Annotated in this window: 15 protein-coding genes; 12 read left to right on the forward strand and 3 right to left on the reverse strand. The window is 66.1% G+C overall.

The features are described from left to right. Position 1: 1 nt before the first annotated feature. From ACSVDO_RS06420 to ACSVDO_RS06430, 3 genes are read right to left on the reverse strand one after another with little or no spacing between them, the layout of a single operon-like run. On the reverse strand, positions 2 to 457 hold the full coding sequence (locus ACSVDO_RS06420; protein WP_332547698.1) for a carboxymuconolactone decarboxylase family protein: 456 nt from the start codon (positions 455 to 457) through the stop codon (positions 2 to 4). Continuing rightward, positions 444 to 1,820, reverse strand: a complete 1,377-nt coding sequence (locus ACSVDO_RS06425; protein WP_489595439.1) for a lyase family protein — start codon at positions 1,818 to 1,820, stop codon at positions 444 to 446. Before ACSVDO_RS06425 ends, ACSVDO_RS06420 begins: the two co-directional genes overlap by 14 nt. Before the next feature lie 7 nt (positions 1,821 to 1,827). After that, positions 1,828 to 2,838, reverse strand: a complete 1,011-nt coding sequence (locus tag ACSVDO_RS06430) for a Bug family tripartite tricarboxylate transporter substrate binding protein (protein ID WP_489595441.1) — start codon at positions 2,836 to 2,838, stop codon at positions 1,828 to 1,830. Positions 2,839 to 2,959: 121 nt separating this feature from the next. On the opposite strand from ACSVDO_RS06430, the gene ACSVDO_RS06435 reads away from it, so the two are divergent. From ACSVDO_RS06435 to ACSVDO_RS06490, 12 genes are all read left to right on the forward strand, one after another. Further along, positions 2,960 to 3,886 carry a LysR family transcriptional regulator gene (locus ACSVDO_RS06435; RefSeq protein WP_489595442.1) on the forward strand — a complete coding sequence of 309 codons (927 nt, stop codon included), beginning with the start codon at positions 2,960 to 2,962 and terminating at the stop codon, positions 3,884 to 3,886. A 384-nt stretch (positions 3,887 to 4,270) separates the two neighbouring features. Further along, complete coding sequence (locus ACSVDO_RS06440) at positions 4,271 to 4,975, forward strand: TorF family putative porin (protein ID WP_332547701.1); 705 nt, start codon at positions 4,271 to 4,273, stop codon at positions 4,973 to 4,975. 57 nt (positions 4,976 to 5,032) lie between these two features. After that, a complete protein-coding gene (kdpA, locus tag ACSVDO_RS06445) occupies positions 5,033 to 6,760 on the forward strand; it encodes a potassium-transporting ATPase subunit KdpA (RefSeq protein ID WP_332681812.1) in 1,728 nt (575 codons plus the stop codon). 10 nt (positions 6,761 to 6,770) lie between these two features. Next, positions 6,771 to 8,780, forward strand: a complete 2,010-nt coding sequence (gene kdpB / locus ACSVDO_RS06450; protein ID WP_332535274.1) for a potassium-transporting ATPase subunit KdpB — start codon at positions 6,771 to 6,773, stop codon at positions 8,778 to 8,780. A 10-nt stretch (positions 8,781 to 8,790) separates the two neighbouring features. Then, positions 8,791 to 9,456 carry a potassium-transporting ATPase subunit KdpC gene (gene kdpC, locus ACSVDO_RS06455; RefSeq protein ID WP_489595445.1) on the forward strand — a complete coding sequence of 222 codons (666 nt, stop codon included), beginning with the start codon at positions 8,791 to 8,793 and terminating at the stop codon, positions 9,454 to 9,456. After that, positions 9,453 to 9,752, forward strand: coding sequence for a hypothetical protein (locus tag ACSVDO_RS06460; RefSeq protein WP_332535278.1), 300 nt, complete (start codon positions 9,453 to 9,455; stop codon positions 9,750 to 9,752). Before kdpC ends, ACSVDO_RS06460 begins: the two co-directional genes overlap by 4 nt. A gap of 49 nt (positions 9,753 to 9,801) precedes the next feature. After that, complete coding sequence (locus ACSVDO_RS06465; RefSeq protein WP_489595447.1) at positions 9,802 to 12,522, forward strand: ATP-binding protein; 2,721 nt, start codon at positions 9,802 to 9,804, stop codon at positions 12,520 to 12,522. Continuing rightward, a complete protein-coding gene (locus tag ACSVDO_RS06470; protein ID WP_332535281.1) occupies positions 12,519 to 13,244 on the forward strand; it encodes a response regulator in 726 nt (241 codons plus the stop codon). Before ACSVDO_RS06465 ends, ACSVDO_RS06470 begins: the two co-directional genes overlap by 4 nt. A 124-nt stretch (positions 13,245 to 13,368) precedes the next feature. Further along, on the forward strand, positions 13,369 to 15,960 hold the full coding sequence (locus ACSVDO_RS06475; protein WP_489595449.1) for a sensor domain-containing protein: 2,592 nt from the start codon (positions 13,369 to 13,371) through the stop codon (positions 15,958 to 15,960). 211 nt (positions 15,961 to 16,171) lie between these two features. After that, a complete protein-coding gene (locus ACSVDO_RS06480; protein ID WP_489595451.1) occupies positions 16,172 to 16,792 on the forward strand; it encodes a hypothetical protein in 621 nt (206 codons plus the stop codon). Next, positions 16,752 to 17,738 carry a hypothetical protein gene (locus ACSVDO_RS06485; protein WP_489595452.1) on the forward strand — a complete coding sequence of 329 codons (987 nt, stop codon included), beginning with the start codon at positions 16,752 to 16,754 and terminating at the stop codon, positions 17,736 to 17,738. The genes ACSVDO_RS06480 and ACSVDO_RS06485 overlap by 41 nt, the downstream gene beginning before the upstream one ends. Before the next feature lie 127 nt (positions 17,739 to 17,865). After that, a complete protein-coding gene (locus ACSVDO_RS06490; RefSeq protein ID WP_489595454.1) occupies positions 17,866 to 18,876 on the forward strand; it encodes a Bug family tripartite tricarboxylate transporter substrate binding protein in 1,011 nt (336 codons plus the stop codon). Positions 18,877 to 18,910: the final 34 nt, after the last annotated feature.

Raw genomic sequence — 18,910 nt, forward strand, 5'->3', positions numbered from 1 at the left:
CTCAGGGCGCGGCGGCCGCAGGCGGCGCGAAGAAATCGGCCTTGGGCGGAACCTGGTCGAGTTCGCGCAGCACTTTCATCACCATCGCCATGCCGGTGTTGCCGGCCGGCACGCCCGCGTAGACCGCGGTCTGCAGCAGCACTTCCTGTATCGTCGCCAGGTCCAGCGCCGCGGCCTCGGGGTCGGCGGGATCGGCGAGCAGGCCGGTGCGGATATGCAGCTCGAACTCTTCCCAGCGCCCCATGGCCGCGGTGATCGCCAGCACCATGATGCGGCGCGTGCGCCGCTCCAGGCCCGGGCGGCTCCAGATGCCGTCCCAGGCATAGCTGGTGATCATGCGCTGGAACTCGACGTTGAGCGCATTGGCGTTCTCCACCGACTGGGCGACCCAGGCTTCGCCGAGCACGCGGCGGCGGTTGTGCAGGCCTTGGCGCAGGCTGTCTTCATGGATGGGCATGGGCGGCTTCCTTGTCGGTAGTGGTGTGGATCATGGCCAGCAGATCCCGGCAACCCTGGGCCGAGGCCTGCACGGCTTGCTGCGGATCCGCGGCTGCGGCGAGCGCGCGCGACAGCTGGGGATCGACCGTGCCGTGCTGCTGCAGCAGCCAGCGGCCCAGCAGCAGGTGCAGCGGTTCGGCCTGGCTCAGCGCCTGGGCCGCGCATTCGGCCACGGCGGCCTGGGCCGCGGGCTTGCCCAGTACCGGGGCCAGCACCTGGGCCAGTGCTTCGGAGTACACCACGCCCTGCAGGCCGTCGATGTGCTGCTGCATGCGCGCGCTATCGACCTGCAGGCCTTGGGCCGCGCTGCGCAGCGCCGCCGCGGCCGCATGCACATGGCGCCACAGCGTGGCCGCATGCGCGACTTCGGCCTGCCATTCGCCCAGGCCGCGTTCGTGTGCCTGGGCCATGCAGGCCAGCAGCGTGGCGGCGAGCTGGGGCACGGGCTGGGTCTGGGCCACGGCCTGCATGCAGTGCACGGGATTGCGCTTGTGCGGCATGGCGCTCGACGTGCTGCCGCGCGGCGCTTCATGCAGTTCGCCGACTTCGTATTGCGACATCAGCGACCAGTCCTTGGCGAGTTTGGCCAGGCTGCCGCCGCAGACCGCGACTTCCATTGCCAGGCGCAGCCAGGCATCGCGCTGCGTATGCCAGCTGTAGCCGCAGGCCTGCAGGCCCAGCCGGCGCGCCAGCGCCTGCTCCACGGCCGCCGCCGCGGCGCCCAGCGTCGCGCGGTTGCCCACCGCGCCGCCGAGCTGCACGCACAGCGCCTGCGCGGCCAGCGCCTGCAGCTGCGCGCGCGAACGCTGCAGCGCCGCGGCCGATTGCGCGCACTTGAAGCCGAAGCTCGTGACCTGGGCGGGCTGCATCAGGCTGCGCGCGAGCATGGGCGTGGCCGCATGGCGTTCGGCCAAGGCGACCAGGCCCTGTTGCAGACCCTGCAGTTCGGCCAGCAGGCTTTGCAGCGCCTGGCGCGTGAGCAGCGCATGCGCGGTGTCGACCACGTCCTGGGTGGTCGAGCCCCAGTGCAGCCAGTCCAGCCCTTCGGGCCGGTGGCTGCGCAGCCATTGCTGCACGGGTTGCAGTATGGCCATGCCCATGGCGCCGCTGCAATGCGCACGCGCGGCCAGCGCCTGGGCGTCTATCTCCACCGTGGCGCAGGCCTGGGCTATCGCTTCGGCGGCGGCCTCGGGAATGACACCGCATTCGGCCTGGGACTGGGCCAGCGCGGACTCGAAGCGCAGCATGGCCTCTATCCACTGGCCATCGGTGAACAGCGTGTCGGCATCCTGCGGCCGCAGGTAGGTGTGCATCAAGGACATCATGTATTCAAGCCGAGGCCCCCGAAGCCTTGATCACGGCCGCCCACTTGGCGCTTTCCTGCCGGATCTTGGTGGCATAGGCCTTGGCGTCGCCGAGCAGCGGCACCGCGCCTTCGACGCCCAGCTTGGACTGGAAAGCGGGCAGGGCCGCAACCGCAAGCACTTCCTTGGCGAGCTTGTTCACCTGCGCGGCCGGCGTGCCCTTGGGCGCGAGCAGGCCGTAGGTCAGCGAGCTTTCAAACTGGGCAAGCTCGGGCACGCCGGATTCGGCCACCGTGGGCACGTCGGGGAGCTGGGCATGGCGCTGGGCGCCGCTGATCGCCAGCGCGCGCAGCTTGCCGGCCTTGACCAGGGCCTGGGCCGCGGGAATCACGCTGAAGCTGAAGTCGACCAGGCCGCCGGCGACATCGGTGAGCGACGGCGCCGTGCCCTTGTAGGGCACATGCGTGGCCTTGACGCCCAGCATGTGGGTGAGCATCTCGCCGGTCAGATGGCCGCCCGTGCCCGCGCCGCTGGACGCATAGTTCATCTGCAGGCCGCGGCTGCGCAAGGCCTGCACCAGCTGGGCCACTGAGCGTATCGGCGAGCTTTCGGGCACCACCAGCAGCAGCGCCGACGACGCGAACATCGCGACCGGCTGCAGGTCGGTGGCGGCGTTGAACTTCAGGCCCTTGTAGAGCTCGGGATTGATCGACACCGTGCCGGTATGGCCCAGCAGATAGGTCTCGCTTTCGGGCGCGGCGCGCACCACCATTTCGGTGCCCAGATTGCCGCCCGCGCCGGCCTTGTTCTCGACAATCATGTTGTAGCCGAACATCTCCTGCAGGCCATGCGTCATCTGGCGCGCAAACACATCGTTGCCGCCGCCGGGCGCGAACGGCACGACCAGCCGGCCGCCGCCCTTGGCGCGGCCTTGCGCCCAGGCAGGCACGGCCGCGACGGCAGCCAGGGCGCCCGCGGCCTGCAGCCAGGCGCGGCGCGACGAATGAGGGAAGGCGTTGGCATCGATGGATTGCATGAAAGTCTCCTGGTTTTTGTCGGTGAGTCCGGGCATGGCCTCGGCTTGACGCCAGTGTCGGCGAGCGTGCAACTGCGTCCAAGCCATTGCCGCTTTCTTTTATTGAAAGAAAATGTGCGACATGGACACCAAATACATTCAGAATTTCTTGAAGGTGATTGAAAGCGGATCGATGTCCGAAGCCGCGCGCCAGCTCGACATCAGCCCGGCTGCCGTGGCCCAGCAGATGCGCGGCCTGGAGCAGGTGCTGGGCGTGGCGCTGCTGGTGCGCCATGGCCGCAGCGTGCGACCCACGGCCGCGGGCGAACGGCTGTTCGAGCGCGGCAAGCAGCTGGTGCAGGACTGCGATCAACTGCGCGAATGGGTGGCCAGCGATACCGACCATGGCGAGTTGCGGCTGGGCACGGTCAACACCGCACTGCATGGTTTTCTGCCCGGTGTGATGCAGGCGTTTGTCGCGCGCCACGAGAGCGTGCGCGTGACGGTGCGCGTGGGGCTGACGCCCGATCTGTACACCGCGCTGTTGCAGTCGACGCTGGATGCGGCGCTGTGCCTCAAGCCTTCGTTCGATCTGCCCAAGACCGTGAGCTGGACCGGCCTGCGCCAGGAGCCGCTGGTGCTGCTGGTGCCGCACGCGGATGCCGCACAGGACCCGCTGCAGCTGCTGCGCACGCGGCCGCTGGTGCGTTATGACCGCGAGCTGGCGGGCGGCAAGCTTGCCGACCGCTATCTCAAGGCGCTGGGCATAGCGCCGCGCGAACGGCTGGAACTCAATTCAGTGCTGGCGGTGGCGATGATGGTGGAGCAGGGCCTGGGCGTGGGGCTGGTGCCGGACATAGGCCAGGCGCTCACGCGCCAGCGCCCCATCCGTGCGCTGGCTCTGCCGCCGCTGCCGCACGGCCACGGCCTGGGCTACAGCCCGCTGAGCCCGGTGCGCGAACTGGGCATGCTGTGGCTCAACACCTCGACGCGCATACGCTGGGTGCGCAGCCTGCTCGAATGCGCTCAGGCCGAAAGCCGCGGCGCGATTACCGCGGCAGGTTCTTGATACCGGGAGCCTGGGGCTGAGGGCGGGATTGTGCTGTTTGGTTTTTCTGATTTTCCAACCATTGCAGTATTTTCTGCCCGGTTCGAAATAATGCCAAAAACAATATCACCACGAAGGTAATGAAAATCACATCATGGACTACATAGTGCATGAAAACGCCCTGATCGATTGCATGCCGCGAGCTTAGCCCAGAGGGATGTGGAAGGGCGTAAATTCGGCGTAAATTCGTCGACTATCCCTCTGTAGGCCAACGCCGCCAAGCGCGGCGTGCTGGAGAATTTACGCCGAATTTATGTGCCGGGGCTTTGTCGGCATAGAGATTTTACGCGGGCTGCGCGAATACTTGGACATGGCTATTTCGCCATCAAGATTCGAAGAATTTCTATGCGTTTCGATACCAAAAATATTCGAGGGATTGCGGCTCTTTCCACGGCATTGGTGCTGTGCGCGATATCGGGCCAGGCGCGCGCCCAGTTCTCGGGCAATGTGGCGCTGACATCCGACTATGTCTGGCGCGGCTCGTCGCAGACGCGGGCAGATCCGGCGTTGCAAGGTGGTTTCAAGTACGCCCACGACTCGGGTTTCTACGCCTCCATCTGGGGTTCGGGCGTCAAGTTCGCGCCCGACAACGGCGCGCGTTCGGAGTTCGATCTGGCCGCGGGCTGGAGCGGCAAGGTGTCCCCGGATTGGGCGCTTGATCTGTACCTGCTGCGCTACCAATACCCATCGGCGAATGCGCGGCTGAACTGGAACGAACTGAACGCCAGCGCCACCTGGCGCGACAACTACTGGCTGGCGCTGGGACATTCCGACAATGCGATGGCCAGCGCAATGCGCGGCACCTATGTGCTGCTCGGCGCGCGCGCACCGATCAGCGCGCAGTGGCGGCTCGAGGCCAGCGTCGCGCGCTACCTGCTCGACGGCCGCTATGCGGACAGCTACTCCCATGGCGCGCTCGGCCTGGTCTGGGCTTTCAAGGCGCCGTTCGAAGCCCGCCTGACCCTGCATGCGACCGACGGCGCCGCGCGGCGCCTGTTTCCCGGCATGGCCGGCAGCCGCGCGGAGTTCGCGCTGCAGGCCGCTTTCTGAGGACCGCGCCATGCAATACGTTTCTTCGTTTCTCGGCTATCCACGGAGCCTTGCATCATGATTGAATTCGGCATACTTCTCGCGCTGCTGGTCGCACTGGGCTGGCCGCTGGGCCATTACCTCGCGGCCGTGATGCGCGGCGCTCCCATGCGCGGCGACCGGCTGTTCGGCTGGCTCGAACGCCCGCTCTATGCCCTGCTGGGCACGCGCCCCGAGACCGGCATGGGGTGGCGCGGCTACGCGGGCGCCTTCCTGCTGAGCAATCTGCTGCTGGCGCTGGCGGTCTGGACGATCTTCATGACCCAGGCCTGGCTGCCGCTCAATCCCGACGGCATTCCCAACATGAGCTGGGACCTGGCGCTGCACACCATGGTGTCGTTCCTTACGAACACCAACCAGCAGCATTATTCCGGCCAGGCGCAGCTTTCCTACCTGTCGCAGATGACCGGCATTGTCGGCCTGCAGGTCGTCACGCCGGTGATGGGCCTGGCGGTGGTCGTCGCCACCTTGCGCGGGCTGTTCGGCGGGCGCCAGGCGCAGACGGCGCAGACGGCGCAGCGTGCCGAAGGCGAGTCGCAGGCCATCGATGTCGGCAATTTCTGGGCCGACGTGGTGCGCGCCACGCTGCGCTTCGTGCTGCCGCTGTGCCTGGTGCTGTCGCTGCTGCTCACCTGGCAGGGCGTTCCCGCGACGCTGGCGGCCGGACCCGTCGCCAGTCCCGTCGATGCCACGGCCGATTTCCGCGAACAGAAGATTCCGCTGGGTCCGGTCGCCCCCATGGTGGCGATCAAGCAGCTGGGCAGCAATGGCGGCGGCTGGTATGGTCCCAACAGCACGGTGGCGCTGGAGAACCCCACGCCGCTGTCGAACTTCCTGCAGCTGCTGGCGATTGCGCTGATTCCGGTTTCCATCATCTTCATGATCGGCCCGTTCACCGGCCGGCGCCGGTTTGGCGCCATGGTGTTCGGCACCATGCTGTGCATGTCGGTGATCTCGTCGGGGCTGGCGCTGTGGTCGGAAGCGTATTCGGCCAGCGCTGCGGACATCGCGCTGATGGAAGGCAAGGAAGTACGCCTGGGCGCCGAAGTTTCGGCGCTGTGGGCCGCGTCGACCACCCAGGTCAACAACGGCTCGGTCAATCTGATGCTCGACTCGGCGGCGCCGCTCACGGGCCTGGTGGCGATGTCCAACATGCTGATCAATGCGATCTGGGGCGGCGTGGGCTGCGGGTTGCAGCAGTTCATCGTCTATCTGATGCTGGGCGTGTTCATCGCCGGGCTGATGACGGGGCGCACGCCCGAACTGTTCGGCCGCAAGATCGAAGCGCCTGAAGTCAAGCTGCTGGCGGTGCTGGTGCTGTGGCAGCCGCTGGTGATCCTGGGTTTCACCGCGGTCACGTTGGCGATTCCCAGCCTGACGGGCAATTCGAACCCGGGCTTTCACGGCATCAGCCAGGTGTTCTACGAGTATGTCTCGGCATTCGCCAACAACGGCTCGGGCTTCGAGGGGCTGGGCGACGCCACGCCCTGGTGGAACGTGTCGTGCGCGATCGTGCTGGCCGCGGGCCGCTACCCCGCGCTGCTGATTCCGCTGGCCATCGCCGCGATGCTGGCGCGCAAGCGCCGCGCGCCCGAAAGCGCGGGCAGCCTGCAGGTGGAAACGCCCACCTTCGCGCTCACGCTGATCGGCATCGTCGTCATTCTCACGCTGCTGCAGTTCATGCCGGTGCTGGTGCTCGGGCCCGTTGCCGACCACCTCGCATTGATGCAGTTGCTCGCACGTTGAAAGAAATTCCATGAATACCGCAAACCAATCCACCCCGGGCCATCAAAGAGCGCTGGTCGAGGCCTTCGTCAAGCTCGCGCCGCAGCACATCGTGCGCAACCCGGTGATGGCCGTGGTCTGGGCCGGCACGCTGCTGACGGCCGGCGCCACGCTCGCCGGCCTGTCGGCGCCGGGCTTTGGCTGGGCCGTGACCGCCATCCTGTTTGTCACCGTGCTGTTCGGCAACTATGCCGAAGCCGTGGCGGAATCGCGCGGCCGCGGCCAGGCCGCGTCGCTGCGCAGCGCGCGCAAGGACCTGATGGCGCGGCGCGTCGACGGCCAGGGGCAGGAGACCACCGTGCCCGCGTCCGAACTGCGTCCCGGCGATCTGGTACTGGTCGAAGCCGGGCAGCTGGTGCCCGCCGACGGCGAGATCGAGCAGGGCCTGGCGACCATCAACGAAGCGGCCGTGACCGGTGAATCGGCGCCCGTGCTGCGTGAAGCCGGCACCGACCGCTCGGGCGTGATCGGCGGCACCAAGGTGCTGTCGGACCGCATCGTGGTGCGTATCACGGCCGAGCCCGGCCACAGCTTTCTGGACCGCATGATCGCCCTGGTCGAAGGCTCGAACCGGCAGAAGACGCCCAACGAGATCGCGCTGGGCATCCTGCTGATGGTGATGACGCTGACTTTCGCCATCGTGGTCGTGACGCTGCCGTTCATCGGCGGCTTCGTCGGAGTCGAAGTCAATCTGGTGCTGCTGATCGCGCTGCTGGTGTGCCTGATTCCCACGACCATAGGCGGGCTGCTGCCGGCGATAGGCATCGCGGGCATGAACCGCGCGCTCAAGGCCAATGTGCTGGCCAAGTCGGGCAAGGCCGTCGAAGTCGCTGGCGACGTCGATGTGCTGCTGCTCGACAAGACCGGCACCATCACGCATGGCGACCGCCAGGCCACGGCCTTTCATGCGCTTGCCGGCGTGGACGCGGCGCAGCTGCGCCAGGCCGCGCTGCTGGCCTCGCTGGCCGATCCCACGCCCGAAGGCAAGTCGGTGGTGCGGCTGGCGCGCGAAAAAGGCGAGCAGATCGTCGAGCCCGAAAACGCGCACTTCGTGCCGTTCTCGGCCCACAGCCGCATGTCGGGCGTGGACCTGCCCGGCGAGCGCGTGATACGCAAGGGATCGCTGGACGCGATCAGCGCCCATGTGCAGGCGCAGGGCGGCCAGGTGCCGGCCGAACTCGAGGCGCGCGTCGCCCAGGTCGCGCGCACCGGCGCGACGCCGCTGGTGGTCAGCGACGGCCGGCATGTGCTGGGCGTGATCGCGCTGTCGGACGTGATCAAGCACGGCATCAAGGAGCGCTTCGCGCGGCTGCGCGAGATGGGCATCAAGACCGTGATGATCACCGGCGACAACAAGCTCACCGCCGCGCATATCGCGGCCGAAGCCGGCGTCGACGACTACATCGCCGAAGCCCGGCCTGAAGACAAGCTCGCGCGCATACGCGCCGAGCAGGCAGAAGGCCGGCTCGTGGCCATGGTCGGCGACGGCACGAACGACGCGCCGGCGCTGGCCCAGGCCGACATCGGGCTGGCGATGAATTCGGGCACGCAGGCGGCCAAGGAGGCGGGCAACATGGTGGATCTGGACTCCGATCCGACCAAGCTGCTGGCCGTGGTCGAGATCGGCAAGCAGCAGCTGATCACGCGCGGCGCGCTGACCACGTTCTCGCTGGCCAACGATGTGTCCAAGTACTTCGCCATCCTGCCCGCGCTGTTCGCGGTCGCCATCCCGCAGATGGCCGCGCTCAACGTGATGCAGCTGTCCAGCCCGTCAAGCGCGGTGCTGTCGGCGCTGATCTTCAATGCCGTGATCATTCCCATGCTGATCCCGCTGGCGCTCAGAGGCGTGCGCTTCAAGCCCGCGAGCGCGACCGAGCTGCTGCGCAACAACATGCTGGTCTACGGCCTGGGCGGCCTCGTTCTGCCGTTCATCGCCATCAAGCTGATCGACGTCGTGCTGTCGACGCTCTTTGTTCTCTGAGGTCATTGCCATGAGCATTCCCACACTTTCCCGCGACACGCTCGCTGTCTCCCTGCACCCGGCCAAGCCGCAGACCCCCGGTCTGTGCGACAAGGGCCTGCTGCGCGGCGCGATCGGTCTGACGGTGATCACGCTGGCCGGCTTCGGCTTTCTCTACTCGCTGGCCGGCGTAGGTCTGGGCCAGGCGCTGTTTCCGGCCCCGGCAAATGGCAGCCTGATAGAGCGCGACGGTCGCGTGGTCGGCTCGGCGCTGGTCGCCCAGCCGTTCACCAGCGCGCGCTATTTCCAGTCGCGTCCATCGGCCGCGGGCTACAACCCCATGGCGCTCGCTGGCAGCAACCAGTCGCGCACCTCGCCCGAACTGCGCGCGCGCCTGGATGCGGCCCGCGCCGAAGCCGCGCAGCGCGAAGGCGTGGCGCCCGCGCTCGTGCCTTCCGATCTGGTAACGCAGTCGGGCAGCGGCATCGATCCCCATGTGAGTCCGCAGGCCGCGGCAATCCAGATCGCGCGCGTGGCGCGGGAGCGCGGCGTGGCCTCCGAGGCGGTGCAGGCGCTGGTCGCGCAGCACACCGAAGACCGCCAATGGGGCGTGTTCGGCGCGCCGCGCGTGAACGTGCTGGCGCTCAATCTGGCGCTGGACCGCATGGCGGCCGCAGCGGCGCAAAGCGCGCGATGAATGCCGGCCTGAGCGTGGGTGTGGCCGCGGGCCGCGAGCAGTTCGAAGTGGTGGTGCTGGGCGCGACGCCGCCTGTCTGCAGCGCGCGCTTTCCGTCGAATGCGATAGGCTGGGCCGCGGTGCGCGGCTTTCTCGCGAGCCAGCGGCTGCCGGTGCGCATGGCCGTGGCCGGCGTCGCCGCGCTGGGCTTTGCGCTGGCCGTGGGCAATGCCAACGACCGGCGCGTGCTGATCGTCTCGCCCGCCGTGGCGAAGTCGGCACTCAAACTGGCTGTGCATGCCAGGAATAGTCTGTAGGCTTGAGGCATGGAAAATCGAAACATGAATCGCAGGAAGACGCAGCGCCATGGGCTTTGAAAATGCACAGCAGGCGGACGCACTGATCGGCTCGCTGCGGCGCGAGGCCGCGGGCCGGCTCACGGTCTTCCTGGGCGCATCGCCAGGCGTGGGCAAGACCTACGCGATGCTGACGCGCGCGCGCGAGCTGTACCGCCAGGGCAAGGACGTGGTCATAGGCATGGTCGAGACCCATGGTCGCAGCGAGACGCTGGCGCTGGTCGAAGGGCTGCCGTTGCTGCCGCGCAAGAGAATCGAGTACCAGGGGCGCTGGCTCGAGGAGATGGATCTCGATGCGTTGCTCGCGCGCCGGCCCGCGGTGGCGCTGGTCGATGAACTCGCCCACCGCAACGCGCCGGGCAGCCGGCACGAGCGGCGCTGGCAGGATGTCGATGAGTTGCTGGATGCGGGCATCGATGTCTACACCACCATCAACATCCAGCACCTCGAAAGCCTCAACGATGTGGTGCACCAGATCACGGGCATACGCGTGAGCGAGACGGTACCGGATGCGGTGTTCGAGCGCCTGCGCGACATCCGGCTGGTCGATCTGCCGCCGCGCGAACTGATAGAGCGCCTCAACCAGGGCAAGGTGTATCTGCCCGAGCAGGCGAGCCAGGCGCTGCAGGCGTTCTTTTCTCCTTCCAATCTCACGGCCTTGCGCGAACTCGCGATGCAGACCGTGGCCGACCATGTCGACACCGACCTGCGCGAAACCCGCGCGGCGCGCGGTCTCGACGGACTGTCGATACAGCACCATGTGCTCGTGGCGATCGACGGCCGCGGGCAGTCCGAATACCTGGTGCGCGCGGGCTGTCGCATCGCCGAGCGCCGCGGCGCGCCCTGGTCGGTGGTCAGCGTGGAGACCGGCAGGTCGGCGGTCGCGCAGAGTAGCGATGCCAACCAGAGCGCCAGTGGGCGCAGTTCCGCCATGCGCGACGAGCAGGCGCGCCAGATGGAGCTCGACAAGGCGTTTGCGCTGGCGCGCACCCTGGGCGGCAGCACCGAGATCCTGCATGGCACCGATCTCGCGCAGGCGATTCTCGACGCGGCCGCGGCGCATGGCGCGCGCTCCATCGTGATCGGCCGCACGCGCGAGCGGCCGATCGCGCGCATCTTCAACCGCACGCTGACGCAGCAATTGCTGCAGCGCGGCGCGCGCTACGAACTGACCATCGTCAGCACGCCGCAGGCGCGCCAGCGCGCGCGCCGCCTGCCCGATTGGAGCAGCGCGCGCTGGACGCGGCGCGAGAGCGCGCTGGTGCTGCTGGCGACCGCCGGCGCCGTCGGCGTGGCGGCGCTGGGGCGGCGCTATCTGGGGCACGAAGATCTGTCGATGGTGTTCCTGATCGCGGTGCTGCTGGTGGCTTCACGCACGCGCATGATCACGGCGTTCGCGACCGCGGTGCTGTGCTTTCTGGCCTACGACTTCTTTTTCATCGAGCCGCATTTCACGCTGTTCATCGGCGCCCACCGCGGCGTGATCACGGTGGTGATGTTTCTCGCCGCGGCGCTGATCGGCGGGCGGCTGGCTTCGCGCCTGCGCATGCAGGTGGTGGCGCTGCGCGCGGCTAACACCCATGCGACGGCGATGCAGAACCTGGGCCGGCAGCTGTCCAAGGCCGCCGATCTGGGCCAGGTGATTGCCGCCGGCGCCGGCGCGCTCGAGGCCACGCTGCAGGCCAGGGCCTGGGTCAGCATCAATGGCGAGGGCGGGCCGCAGGCCGTGACCCAGAGCCTGGGCGAGAAGGACCGGGCCGCTGCCGACTGGACCCAGCGCCACGCCCAGGCCAGCGGGCGTTTCACCGATACGCTGTCGCATTCGGCCTGGTGGTTCCTGCCCGTGCGCTCGGAGCAGGAAAGCCTGGGCGTCGTGGGCCTGCAGTTTCCCGCGGGCATGCCGCGGCTGACGTTCGAGCAGCGGCGCCTGGCCGAAAGCATGGTCGAAGACATCGCCCAGGCCGCGCTGCGCGCGCGCCTGGTGTCCGATCTAGAGATCGCGCGCGTCACCGGCGAAACCGAGCGGCTGCGCTCGGCGCTGCTGTCGTCGGTGTCGCATGATCTGCGCTCGCCGCTGTCGTCGATGATTGGCGCGGCCGACAGCCTCGCGAGCTACGGCAAGGACATGGGAGAGGAAGACCGCAAGACATTGCTCGAGACCATACGCCTCGAAGGCGAACGGCTGGACCGCTACATCCAGAACCTGCTCGACATGACGCGCCTGGGCCACCAGGGCCTGACGCTCACGCGCGACTGGATAGGCATAGACGAACTCGTGGGCTCGGCCTCGCGGCGGCTGCAGCGCTATGTCGCGCATGCGCGCGTCGAGATCGATATTCCCGCGGGCCTGCCGCTGGCCCATGTGCACCCCGCGCTGATCGAGCAAGCGCTGTTCAACGTGATGGAGAACGCCGCCAAGTTCTCGCCGCGCGGCGAGCCGCTGCGCGTCGTCGTGCGGCGCACCGAGGGCGATCAGATGCAGATCGATGTCTGCGACAGCGGCCCGGGCATTCCCGAGGACGAGCGCAGCCGCATCTTCGACATGTTCTACAGCGTCGAGCGCGGCGACCGCGGGCGCCAGGGCACGGGCCTGGGACTGACCATCGTGCAGGGCATCATAGGCGCGCACATGGGCCAGGTCGAGGCCTTGCCCGGGCCCGGCGGGCGCGGCACCACCATTCGACTGACTTTGCCCTGGGGCGAACAGCCTCTGCTGGAGAACACCCCATGAACGCCGGCCATGACGCCTCCCCGACCACACCCGCGCCACGCGTGCTGGTCATAGATGACGAACCGCAGATCCGCAAGTTCGTCGACATCAGCCTGCGCTCGCAGGGCTACGGCACGCAGCTGGCCGAGACCGGCGAGCAGGGCCTGTCCATACTCGCGACGCAGGGCGCAGATCTGGTGATCCTCGATCTGGGCCTGCCCGACCGAGACGGCCAGGACGTGCTGCGCGAACTGCGCCAGTGGTCGCGCGTTCCGGTCATCGTGCTCACGGTGCGCTCCAGCGAAGACCAGAAAGTCGCGCTGCTCGATGCGGGCGCCAACGACTACGTGACCAAGCCGTTCGGCATCGAGGAGCTGATGGCGCGCATACGCGCGCTGCTGCGCAACGCCAGCCGCCAGGGCGAGCCCCAGCCGGTCTATGACGATGGCATGCTGCGCATCGATCTGGCGCGGCGCGAAGTGCATCTTCTGGGGCAGCAGGTGGCGCTCACGCGCAAGGAGTTCGCGCTGCTGTCGCTGCTCGCCCAGCAGCCGGGCCGCCTGCTGACCCAGCCGCAGCTGCTGCGCGAAATGTGGGGCCCCACGCACGAAGAAGATGCGCACTATCTGCGCATCCTGGTCGGCAAGCTGCGCCACAAGCTGGGCGACGATGCGGCCGCGCCGCAGTACATCATCACCGAGCCCGGCGTGGGCCTGCGCTTCATCGGCCGCAGCGGCGCCTGAGTGCAACCGGGGGTTGTCGCAGAAAGTCGTTCCGACACATCATGAAACAATATGGGGCAAGCAGCGTAGTCCCCGATTGACGATCCAAGGGACGAGAAGTTTTTTCGAATCCTAGGAAGTGCAGATGTTGGAATGCCCTGAAGACACCAGCCTGGTTGCCCAGCAACAGGCGCAGTTGGCGGCGCTCGACCGCGTGATGGCGATTGCGGAGTTCGAGCTCGACGGGTCGTTGAGCCGTGCCAACGACAATTTCCTGGCGCTTCTGGGATTCACGCGCGAAGAGGCCGTGGGACGGCATCACCGCAGCTTCTGTACCGAGGCGTTTGCCAACAGCACCGAATACCGCAATTTCTGGCCGCAGCTGCGCGACGGCCAGGCCCGCACCGGCCTGGCCGAGCGACTGCGCAGCGACGGCAGCAGCTGCTGGCTCGAAGCGACCTACACGCCGGTGCTCGATGCCCAGGGCAAGGTGCGCAATATCCTGAAGATCGCCACCGACATCACGGCGCGCCTGCAGCGCGAGCAGGCGCAGACCGAGCATCTGCAGCGGCTGTCGCTGGTGGCCGATGCCAGCGGCACGGCCGTCGTGATCAGCGACAGCGAATCCCGCATTGTCTATGTCAACGATGGTTTCTCGCAGATGTTCGGCTGGACGCTCGATGAAGTGCGCGGCAAGGCGCCCATTGCCTTGCTTGCTGCGCGGATCAATGAAGATTTCGTGGAGAAGTACCGCGAAGCGTTGCGCAGTGGCGGATCGGTGGAGCGCGAGGACATCGTGATCAGCAAGGACGGGCGGCGCTACTGGGCCAAGGTCATCAGCAACCCCGTGGGCGCCGAGGATGGCGACAGGTGGAGCTACACCGTCACGACCTTGACCGACATCACGCGCGCGAAGATGCATGAGGTGCTGCAGCACCGCGTTCTGGAGGCCATGGTGCGCGAGAGTCCGTTGTCGGAAGTGCTGGAACTGATATGCAATGAAGTCGAGCACATCGCCCCGGAAATCACGGCGTCCATCCTGGGCGTCAGCGAGCAGGGCGTGCTGCAGTCCCTGGTCGGCCCCAGCCTGCCCATCGACTATGCGCGGCAGCTGGACGGCGTACCGATAGGGCCGGTTTGCGGTTCCTGCGGCACTGCGGCCTGGCGCAACGAAACGGTGCGCGTCGACGACATCGCCACCGATCCGCTGTGGGCCGAGCACAAGCACCGCATCCTGCCGCTGGGCTACATGGCCTGCTGGTCGACGCCGATACACAACAGCCAGGGGCGGGTCGTCGGTACTTTTGCTTTCTACTTCAAGAGTCCGCGCGTTCAGGCTGCGGAGACTTTTCACCAGCTGATGGTCGACGCCTGCGTGCATCTGTGCGCGCTGGCGCTGGAGCGCGAGAGCACGCGCCAGCGCATTCGCCAGCTGGCTTTCTACGACGGGCTCACCGGCCTGCCCAACCGCAGCCTGCTGCAGGCCAAGGCCGACCAGGCGATTGCCACGGCAACGAGCAACCAGGAAGAGCTCGCGGTGCTGTTCATCGACCTCGATCGATTCAAGCAGGTCAACGATTCGCTGGGCCATCCCGCGGGCGACGAGCTGCTGCGCCAGATCGCGGGCAGGCTGCGCCAGGATCTGCGCGCCAGCGACATTGCCGGGCGGCTGTCGGGAGACGAGTTCGTGGTGGTGCTGCCGCAAAGCGATGTGGAGCAGACCACGGACATGGTGGAGCGACTGCTCCAGTTGCTGGGCAGCCCGGTCACCGTGGCCGGCGTGGCGCTGGCCGCATCGGCGAGCGTGGGCATTGCGATGTTCCCCGACGACGGCCGTGACATGGAGACGCTGCTGCACCGCGCCGACATGGCGATGTACCAGGCCAAGAGCAGCGGCCGCGGCTGCTTCAGCTTCTTCAGCAGCGAAATGAACCAGCTCGCGCAGGAGCGCCTGGCGCTGGAAACCGCGCTGCGCCGTGCGATCCAGACCAGACAGCTGCATCTGCACTACCAGCCCCAGGTCGACATGGAGACCGGCAAGCTCTATGGCGTCGAGGCGCTGGCGCGCTGGACCCATCCCGAACTGGGCGAGATTTCGCCGGTGCGCTTCATTCCGCTGGCCGAGGAGTGCGGCCTGATCGCGGACCTGGGCCACTGGGCGCTGCGCGAAGCCTGCCGCCAGCTGTCGGCCTGGCGCGCGCAAGGGCTGGCCGTTCCCGCGGTGTCGGTCAACCTGTCGCCCACCAGCTTCCACAACCTCGACCTGCCGCGCATGATCGCCGACACGCTGGAGATCAATTCGCTGACTTCGCAGGACCTGACGCTGGAGCTGACCGAAAGCATTCTTCTGGACACCAACCCGAGCACGATGAAGACCATTGCCGAAGTGCATGCCAAGGGCATTCGCCTGGCGATGGACGATTTCGGCACCGGTTATTCGAGCCTGAGCTATTTGCGCCGCCTGCCCGTCCACGAGCTCAAGCTCGATCGCAGTTTTGTCGCCGATCTCGAGAGCGACGAAACCGCGCGCGCGCTCAGTGCCGCGATCCTGGGCATAGGCAAGAGCCTGCATCTGACGGTGGTCGCCGAAGGCGTGGAGACCGCCGAACAGAACATGCTGCTGCGCGAACAGGGCTATCCCGTGGCCCAGGGCTATCTGTTCTCGCGGCCGCTTGATCCGCAGGCGTTTGCACGATGGTTGGACGCAGCGAAGGCGCAATCCAAGCCTGTTCACTGAGCCAGGATGCCGACATGCGGGTGCATTGCGTGATGTGCCCGTGAGGCATGCCGCAAATGGCCCGTCGCCAGCGCAGCAGATGCGATTGGCTATTCGCCATGGCACCGTTGCGGCAATGCGCAAGGCTCGCCCAAGCTGATGGCTTGGGTCGAGCGCTGGAAACTGCTGTAGGAAATGTCGCGGATGAAAGTCGCATTTCCTCTTATCCATTTTGACCATCAAATTTTTTGTAATTGATGAAAAAGATGGAGGAGTTATGGATTTCATTTATCTTTGCCGCGATATCGGTCTTTTGAAAATCTCACGACTTCAATGGCAGATATTGTTGGGGACGTTAAGCATGGCATTCAACTGCGGACTACATGCTCAGCCTTTGCCCGAGGTCACGGTCACTGGTAGCTTCGGCGGTTTTTCCAGCTTTTCCTCAGGAACCGGTTTGGACTTCTCCTCTGGCGCGCAACCGTTCAGCGGTTATGCGCAAATGATGGGGCTGCTGAGGTCAATCGAGTTGGCGGAAGATGTACGTTGTATTGGAAAGGGCTTTGAAAACACAACTTCCCATACAGAAGTGGCTGAAAGGTGGATAGCAGCAGAGGCGGTGTATCGACGGGTGACCAGCGGCAGAAATCTATTCGAAAGAATATTTGGATCCAGCCCCATCGATCCCAAGGCGGCCAAATTCCTGAACGTTACTTACGCTGATGGAGGAACCGAGACTTGGTGGGTAGAAAACCCTAAATTTTCGACGGCCCTTTCTCCAATGCCAGTGGCCAATTCGTTGAAGATGGGCAATGGCATACCGCAACCGCATCCTGTTTGCCGGAATTCCTGAAATGAAGAAATACTTGACACCCGCTTTTATTGGTGTGATCGCGATGACTGCTGTGATTTTTCTCTTGCATTTCTCGCAGGAGGCAGAAATCCAGGCGGTGGTCAACGTTCCGCAGGCCAGTACAAAGCTGGATGAAAAAGCGGTACCGGCTGCGCTACCGGGGCAAGCTTTGCAGACGTTGACCGAGAAGGAGCATGCGGCGTCTTTGCCCGGATCGCAGGACGCTGCCGACATGCTGCGAAGCGCGCGGGACTATCGCGTTGTCCATGAAGCATTGACCCGGGCAGGAACCACCGAGGCGCGGTTTTATGCCAAGGATATTCTGCGGCGTTGTATGGCAATGAGAAAACTCGGTTTCCAGGCATCTGCGGTTGCCTCGGCGCAGCAAGAGTTTGCGAGGGAGCTTTTGCAGGCACGCTGCAACTCATTCAGCGATGAAGAATTGTCTTTGGACGCGTTAAGACAGGTGGAGTCGGACCCGCGCTATCCACCAGGTTTGCTCGAGCTGAGCAAGGAATGGACTGCGGCTGCAACTGCTGGAAACGAAACCCGGCAGAAGGACGTGTTCAGCAGGATCTTGCAAGCCGACGATCCTTTGCTCTTGCAGCATGCCGGGCTCTCATTGCTCGGCCAGTACCGCGAAGCGGTCAGTCTGGGAGGCCTGAAGTTCGATGGAGGCGCGGCTTTGGACTCCATGCGTTTAGCCTGGATTGCCGCCGTATGTGAAGGCACCGGCACCGATTGCGGCGCGGGCGATGCCTATTTGGTGGAGGTTTGCGCAAACATGGACATCTGCGAAAGCTCGCGTCAACGTGCCCTACGCGCGCTGGTGGCGCGTGACGAGGGGGAAACGCAGTTGGCGACGTTTGACGCGGCGCATGCGATGTTCGTCAAAGCGATTCAATCCCGGGATGTCCGGCTGTTCTTCCCGCAGGATACGCAGTAGCCGCAACGTGATGCATCCAAAAACAGCGGCTTAGTTGAAAAACGCGTTTGCATAGTCCCAAACATTCGTGGCTGTATCGAGGACGAATTCCTAGACTTCATTCCAAGCAATCTTCAAGGAATGGGTCATGCCGGTATCCGCAAACATCTTTCGCCGCCGTGCGCTGGCGCTGTCGGCCGGCCTCGTGCTGGCGGCCACAACCGGCATGGGCGCGGTGTGGGCGGCTGAAGGCAGCTGGCCCAGCAAGCCCATCACGCTGGTCGTTCCCTACCCGCCGGGCGGCACCAACGACAACGTCGCGCGGCTGATTGCCGAGCAGGTCTCGAACCGGGCCGGCCAGCCGGTGATCATCGAGTACAAGCCGGGCGCGGGCGGCACCATAGGCGCGCAGTTCGTGGCGCGCGCCAGGCCCGACGGCTACACGCTGCTCAATGCCTCGATAGGCAATCTGGCCATCGCCCCGCAGCTGATGCCCGTGCAGTTCGATGCATTCAAGTCCTTCCAGTCCATCGCCTATATCGGCAGCGGCATCACCACGTTCGCGGTGCGCGCCGATTTCCCGGCCAGGAACCTGCAGGAACTCGTGGCCTATGCGAAAAAGCACCCGATCACGCTGGGCACTTCGGGGGTGGGCACGCCGGGCCACATGGCGGGCGTCTACTTCCAGCAGATCACCGGCATACAGATGACCCATGTGCCCTACAAGGGCAGTGCCGCGGCGATCAACGATGCGATCGGCGGCCATGTGGATCTGGTCATCGATCCGCTGAGCACCACCTTCGTGCGCGCCGAGAAGCTCAAGGCCCTGGCCTATTTCGGCACCAGGACGCCGCCCGAGGGACTCAAGGGCGTGCAGTCGGTGGCCCAGCAGGGCTTTGCCAAATGGGACGACGCGTTTGGCGGCTCGTTCTTCTGGACCGCGCCCGCGGGCATTCCCGAGGCGGTGCAAAGGAAGCTCACGGGCTGGGTGCTTGAAGCCCTGGCCACGCCCGAAGTGCGCCAGGCGCTGGTGCAAGTGCAGGTCAGCGCCGCGCCCGCGGACGCGGCGGCGACCACGGCCATCGTGCACAAGATGCACGGCCTGGCCAGGGACATCTTTGTGACGCCGGCGCAGCAGCCGGTGGCACTCGCGAAATAGCCGCCAGGGCCGGGCCGCGCCAGCGCGCGCGGCG

It is taken from the genome of Comamonas sp. DB36 (genome assembly GCF_057914905.1).

What these genes read in the sequence shown, in the direction of transcription:
- kdpC (WP_489595445.1), top strand. Translation starts at nt 8,791, where the DNA reads ATGAGCATTCCCACACTTTCCCGCGACACGCTCGCTGTCTCCCTGCAC.
- ACSVDO_RS06430 (WP_489595441.1), bottom strand. Translation starts at nt 2,838, where the DNA reads ATGCAATCCATCGATGCCAACGCCTTCCCTCATTCGTCGCGCCGCGCC.
- ACSVDO_RS06425 (WP_489595439.1), bottom strand. Translation starts at nt 1,820, where the DNA reads ATGTCCTTGATGCACACCTACCTGCGGCCGCAGGATGCCGACACGCTG.
- kdpA (WP_332681812.1), top strand. Translation starts at nt 5,033, where the DNA reads ATGATTGAATTCGGCATACTTCTCGCGCTGCTGGTCGCACTGGGCTGG.
- kdpB (WP_332535274.1), top strand. Translation starts at nt 6,771, where the DNA reads ATGAATACCGCAAACCAATCCACCCCGGGCCATCAAAGAGCGCTGGTC.
- ACSVDO_RS06485 (WP_489595452.1), top strand. Translation starts at nt 16,752, where the DNA reads ATGGCATACCGCAACCGCATCCTGTTTGCCGGAATTCCTGAAATGAAG.
- ACSVDO_RS06460 (WP_332535278.1), top strand. Translation starts at nt 9,453, where the DNA reads ATGAATGCCGGCCTGAGCGTGGGTGTGGCCGCGGGCCGCGAGCAGTTC.
- ACSVDO_RS06465 (WP_489595447.1), top strand. Translation starts at nt 9,802, where the DNA reads ATGGGCTTTGAAAATGCACAGCAGGCGGACGCACTGATCGGCTCGCTG.
- ACSVDO_RS06475 (WP_489595449.1), top strand. Translation starts at nt 13,369, where the DNA reads ATGTTGGAATGCCCTGAAGACACCAGCCTGGTTGCCCAGCAACAGGCG.
- ACSVDO_RS06440 (WP_332547701.1), top strand. Translation starts at nt 4,271, where the DNA reads ATGCGTTTCGATACCAAAAATATTCGAGGGATTGCGGCTCTTTCCACG.
- ACSVDO_RS06435 (WP_489595442.1), top strand. Translation starts at nt 2,960, where the DNA reads ATGGACACCAAATACATTCAGAATTTCTTGAAGGTGATTGAAAGCGGA.
- ACSVDO_RS06420 (WP_332547698.1), bottom strand. Translation starts at nt 457, where the DNA reads ATGCCCATCCATGAAGACAGCCTGCGCCAAGGCCTGCACAACCGCCGC.
- ACSVDO_RS06470 (WP_332535281.1), top strand. Translation starts at nt 12,519, where the DNA reads ATGAACGCCGGCCATGACGCCTCCCCGACCACACCCGCGCCACGCGTG.
- ACSVDO_RS06490 (WP_489595454.1), top strand. Translation starts at nt 17,866, where the DNA reads ATGCCGGTATCCGCAAACATCTTTCGCCGCCGTGCGCTGGCGCTGTCG.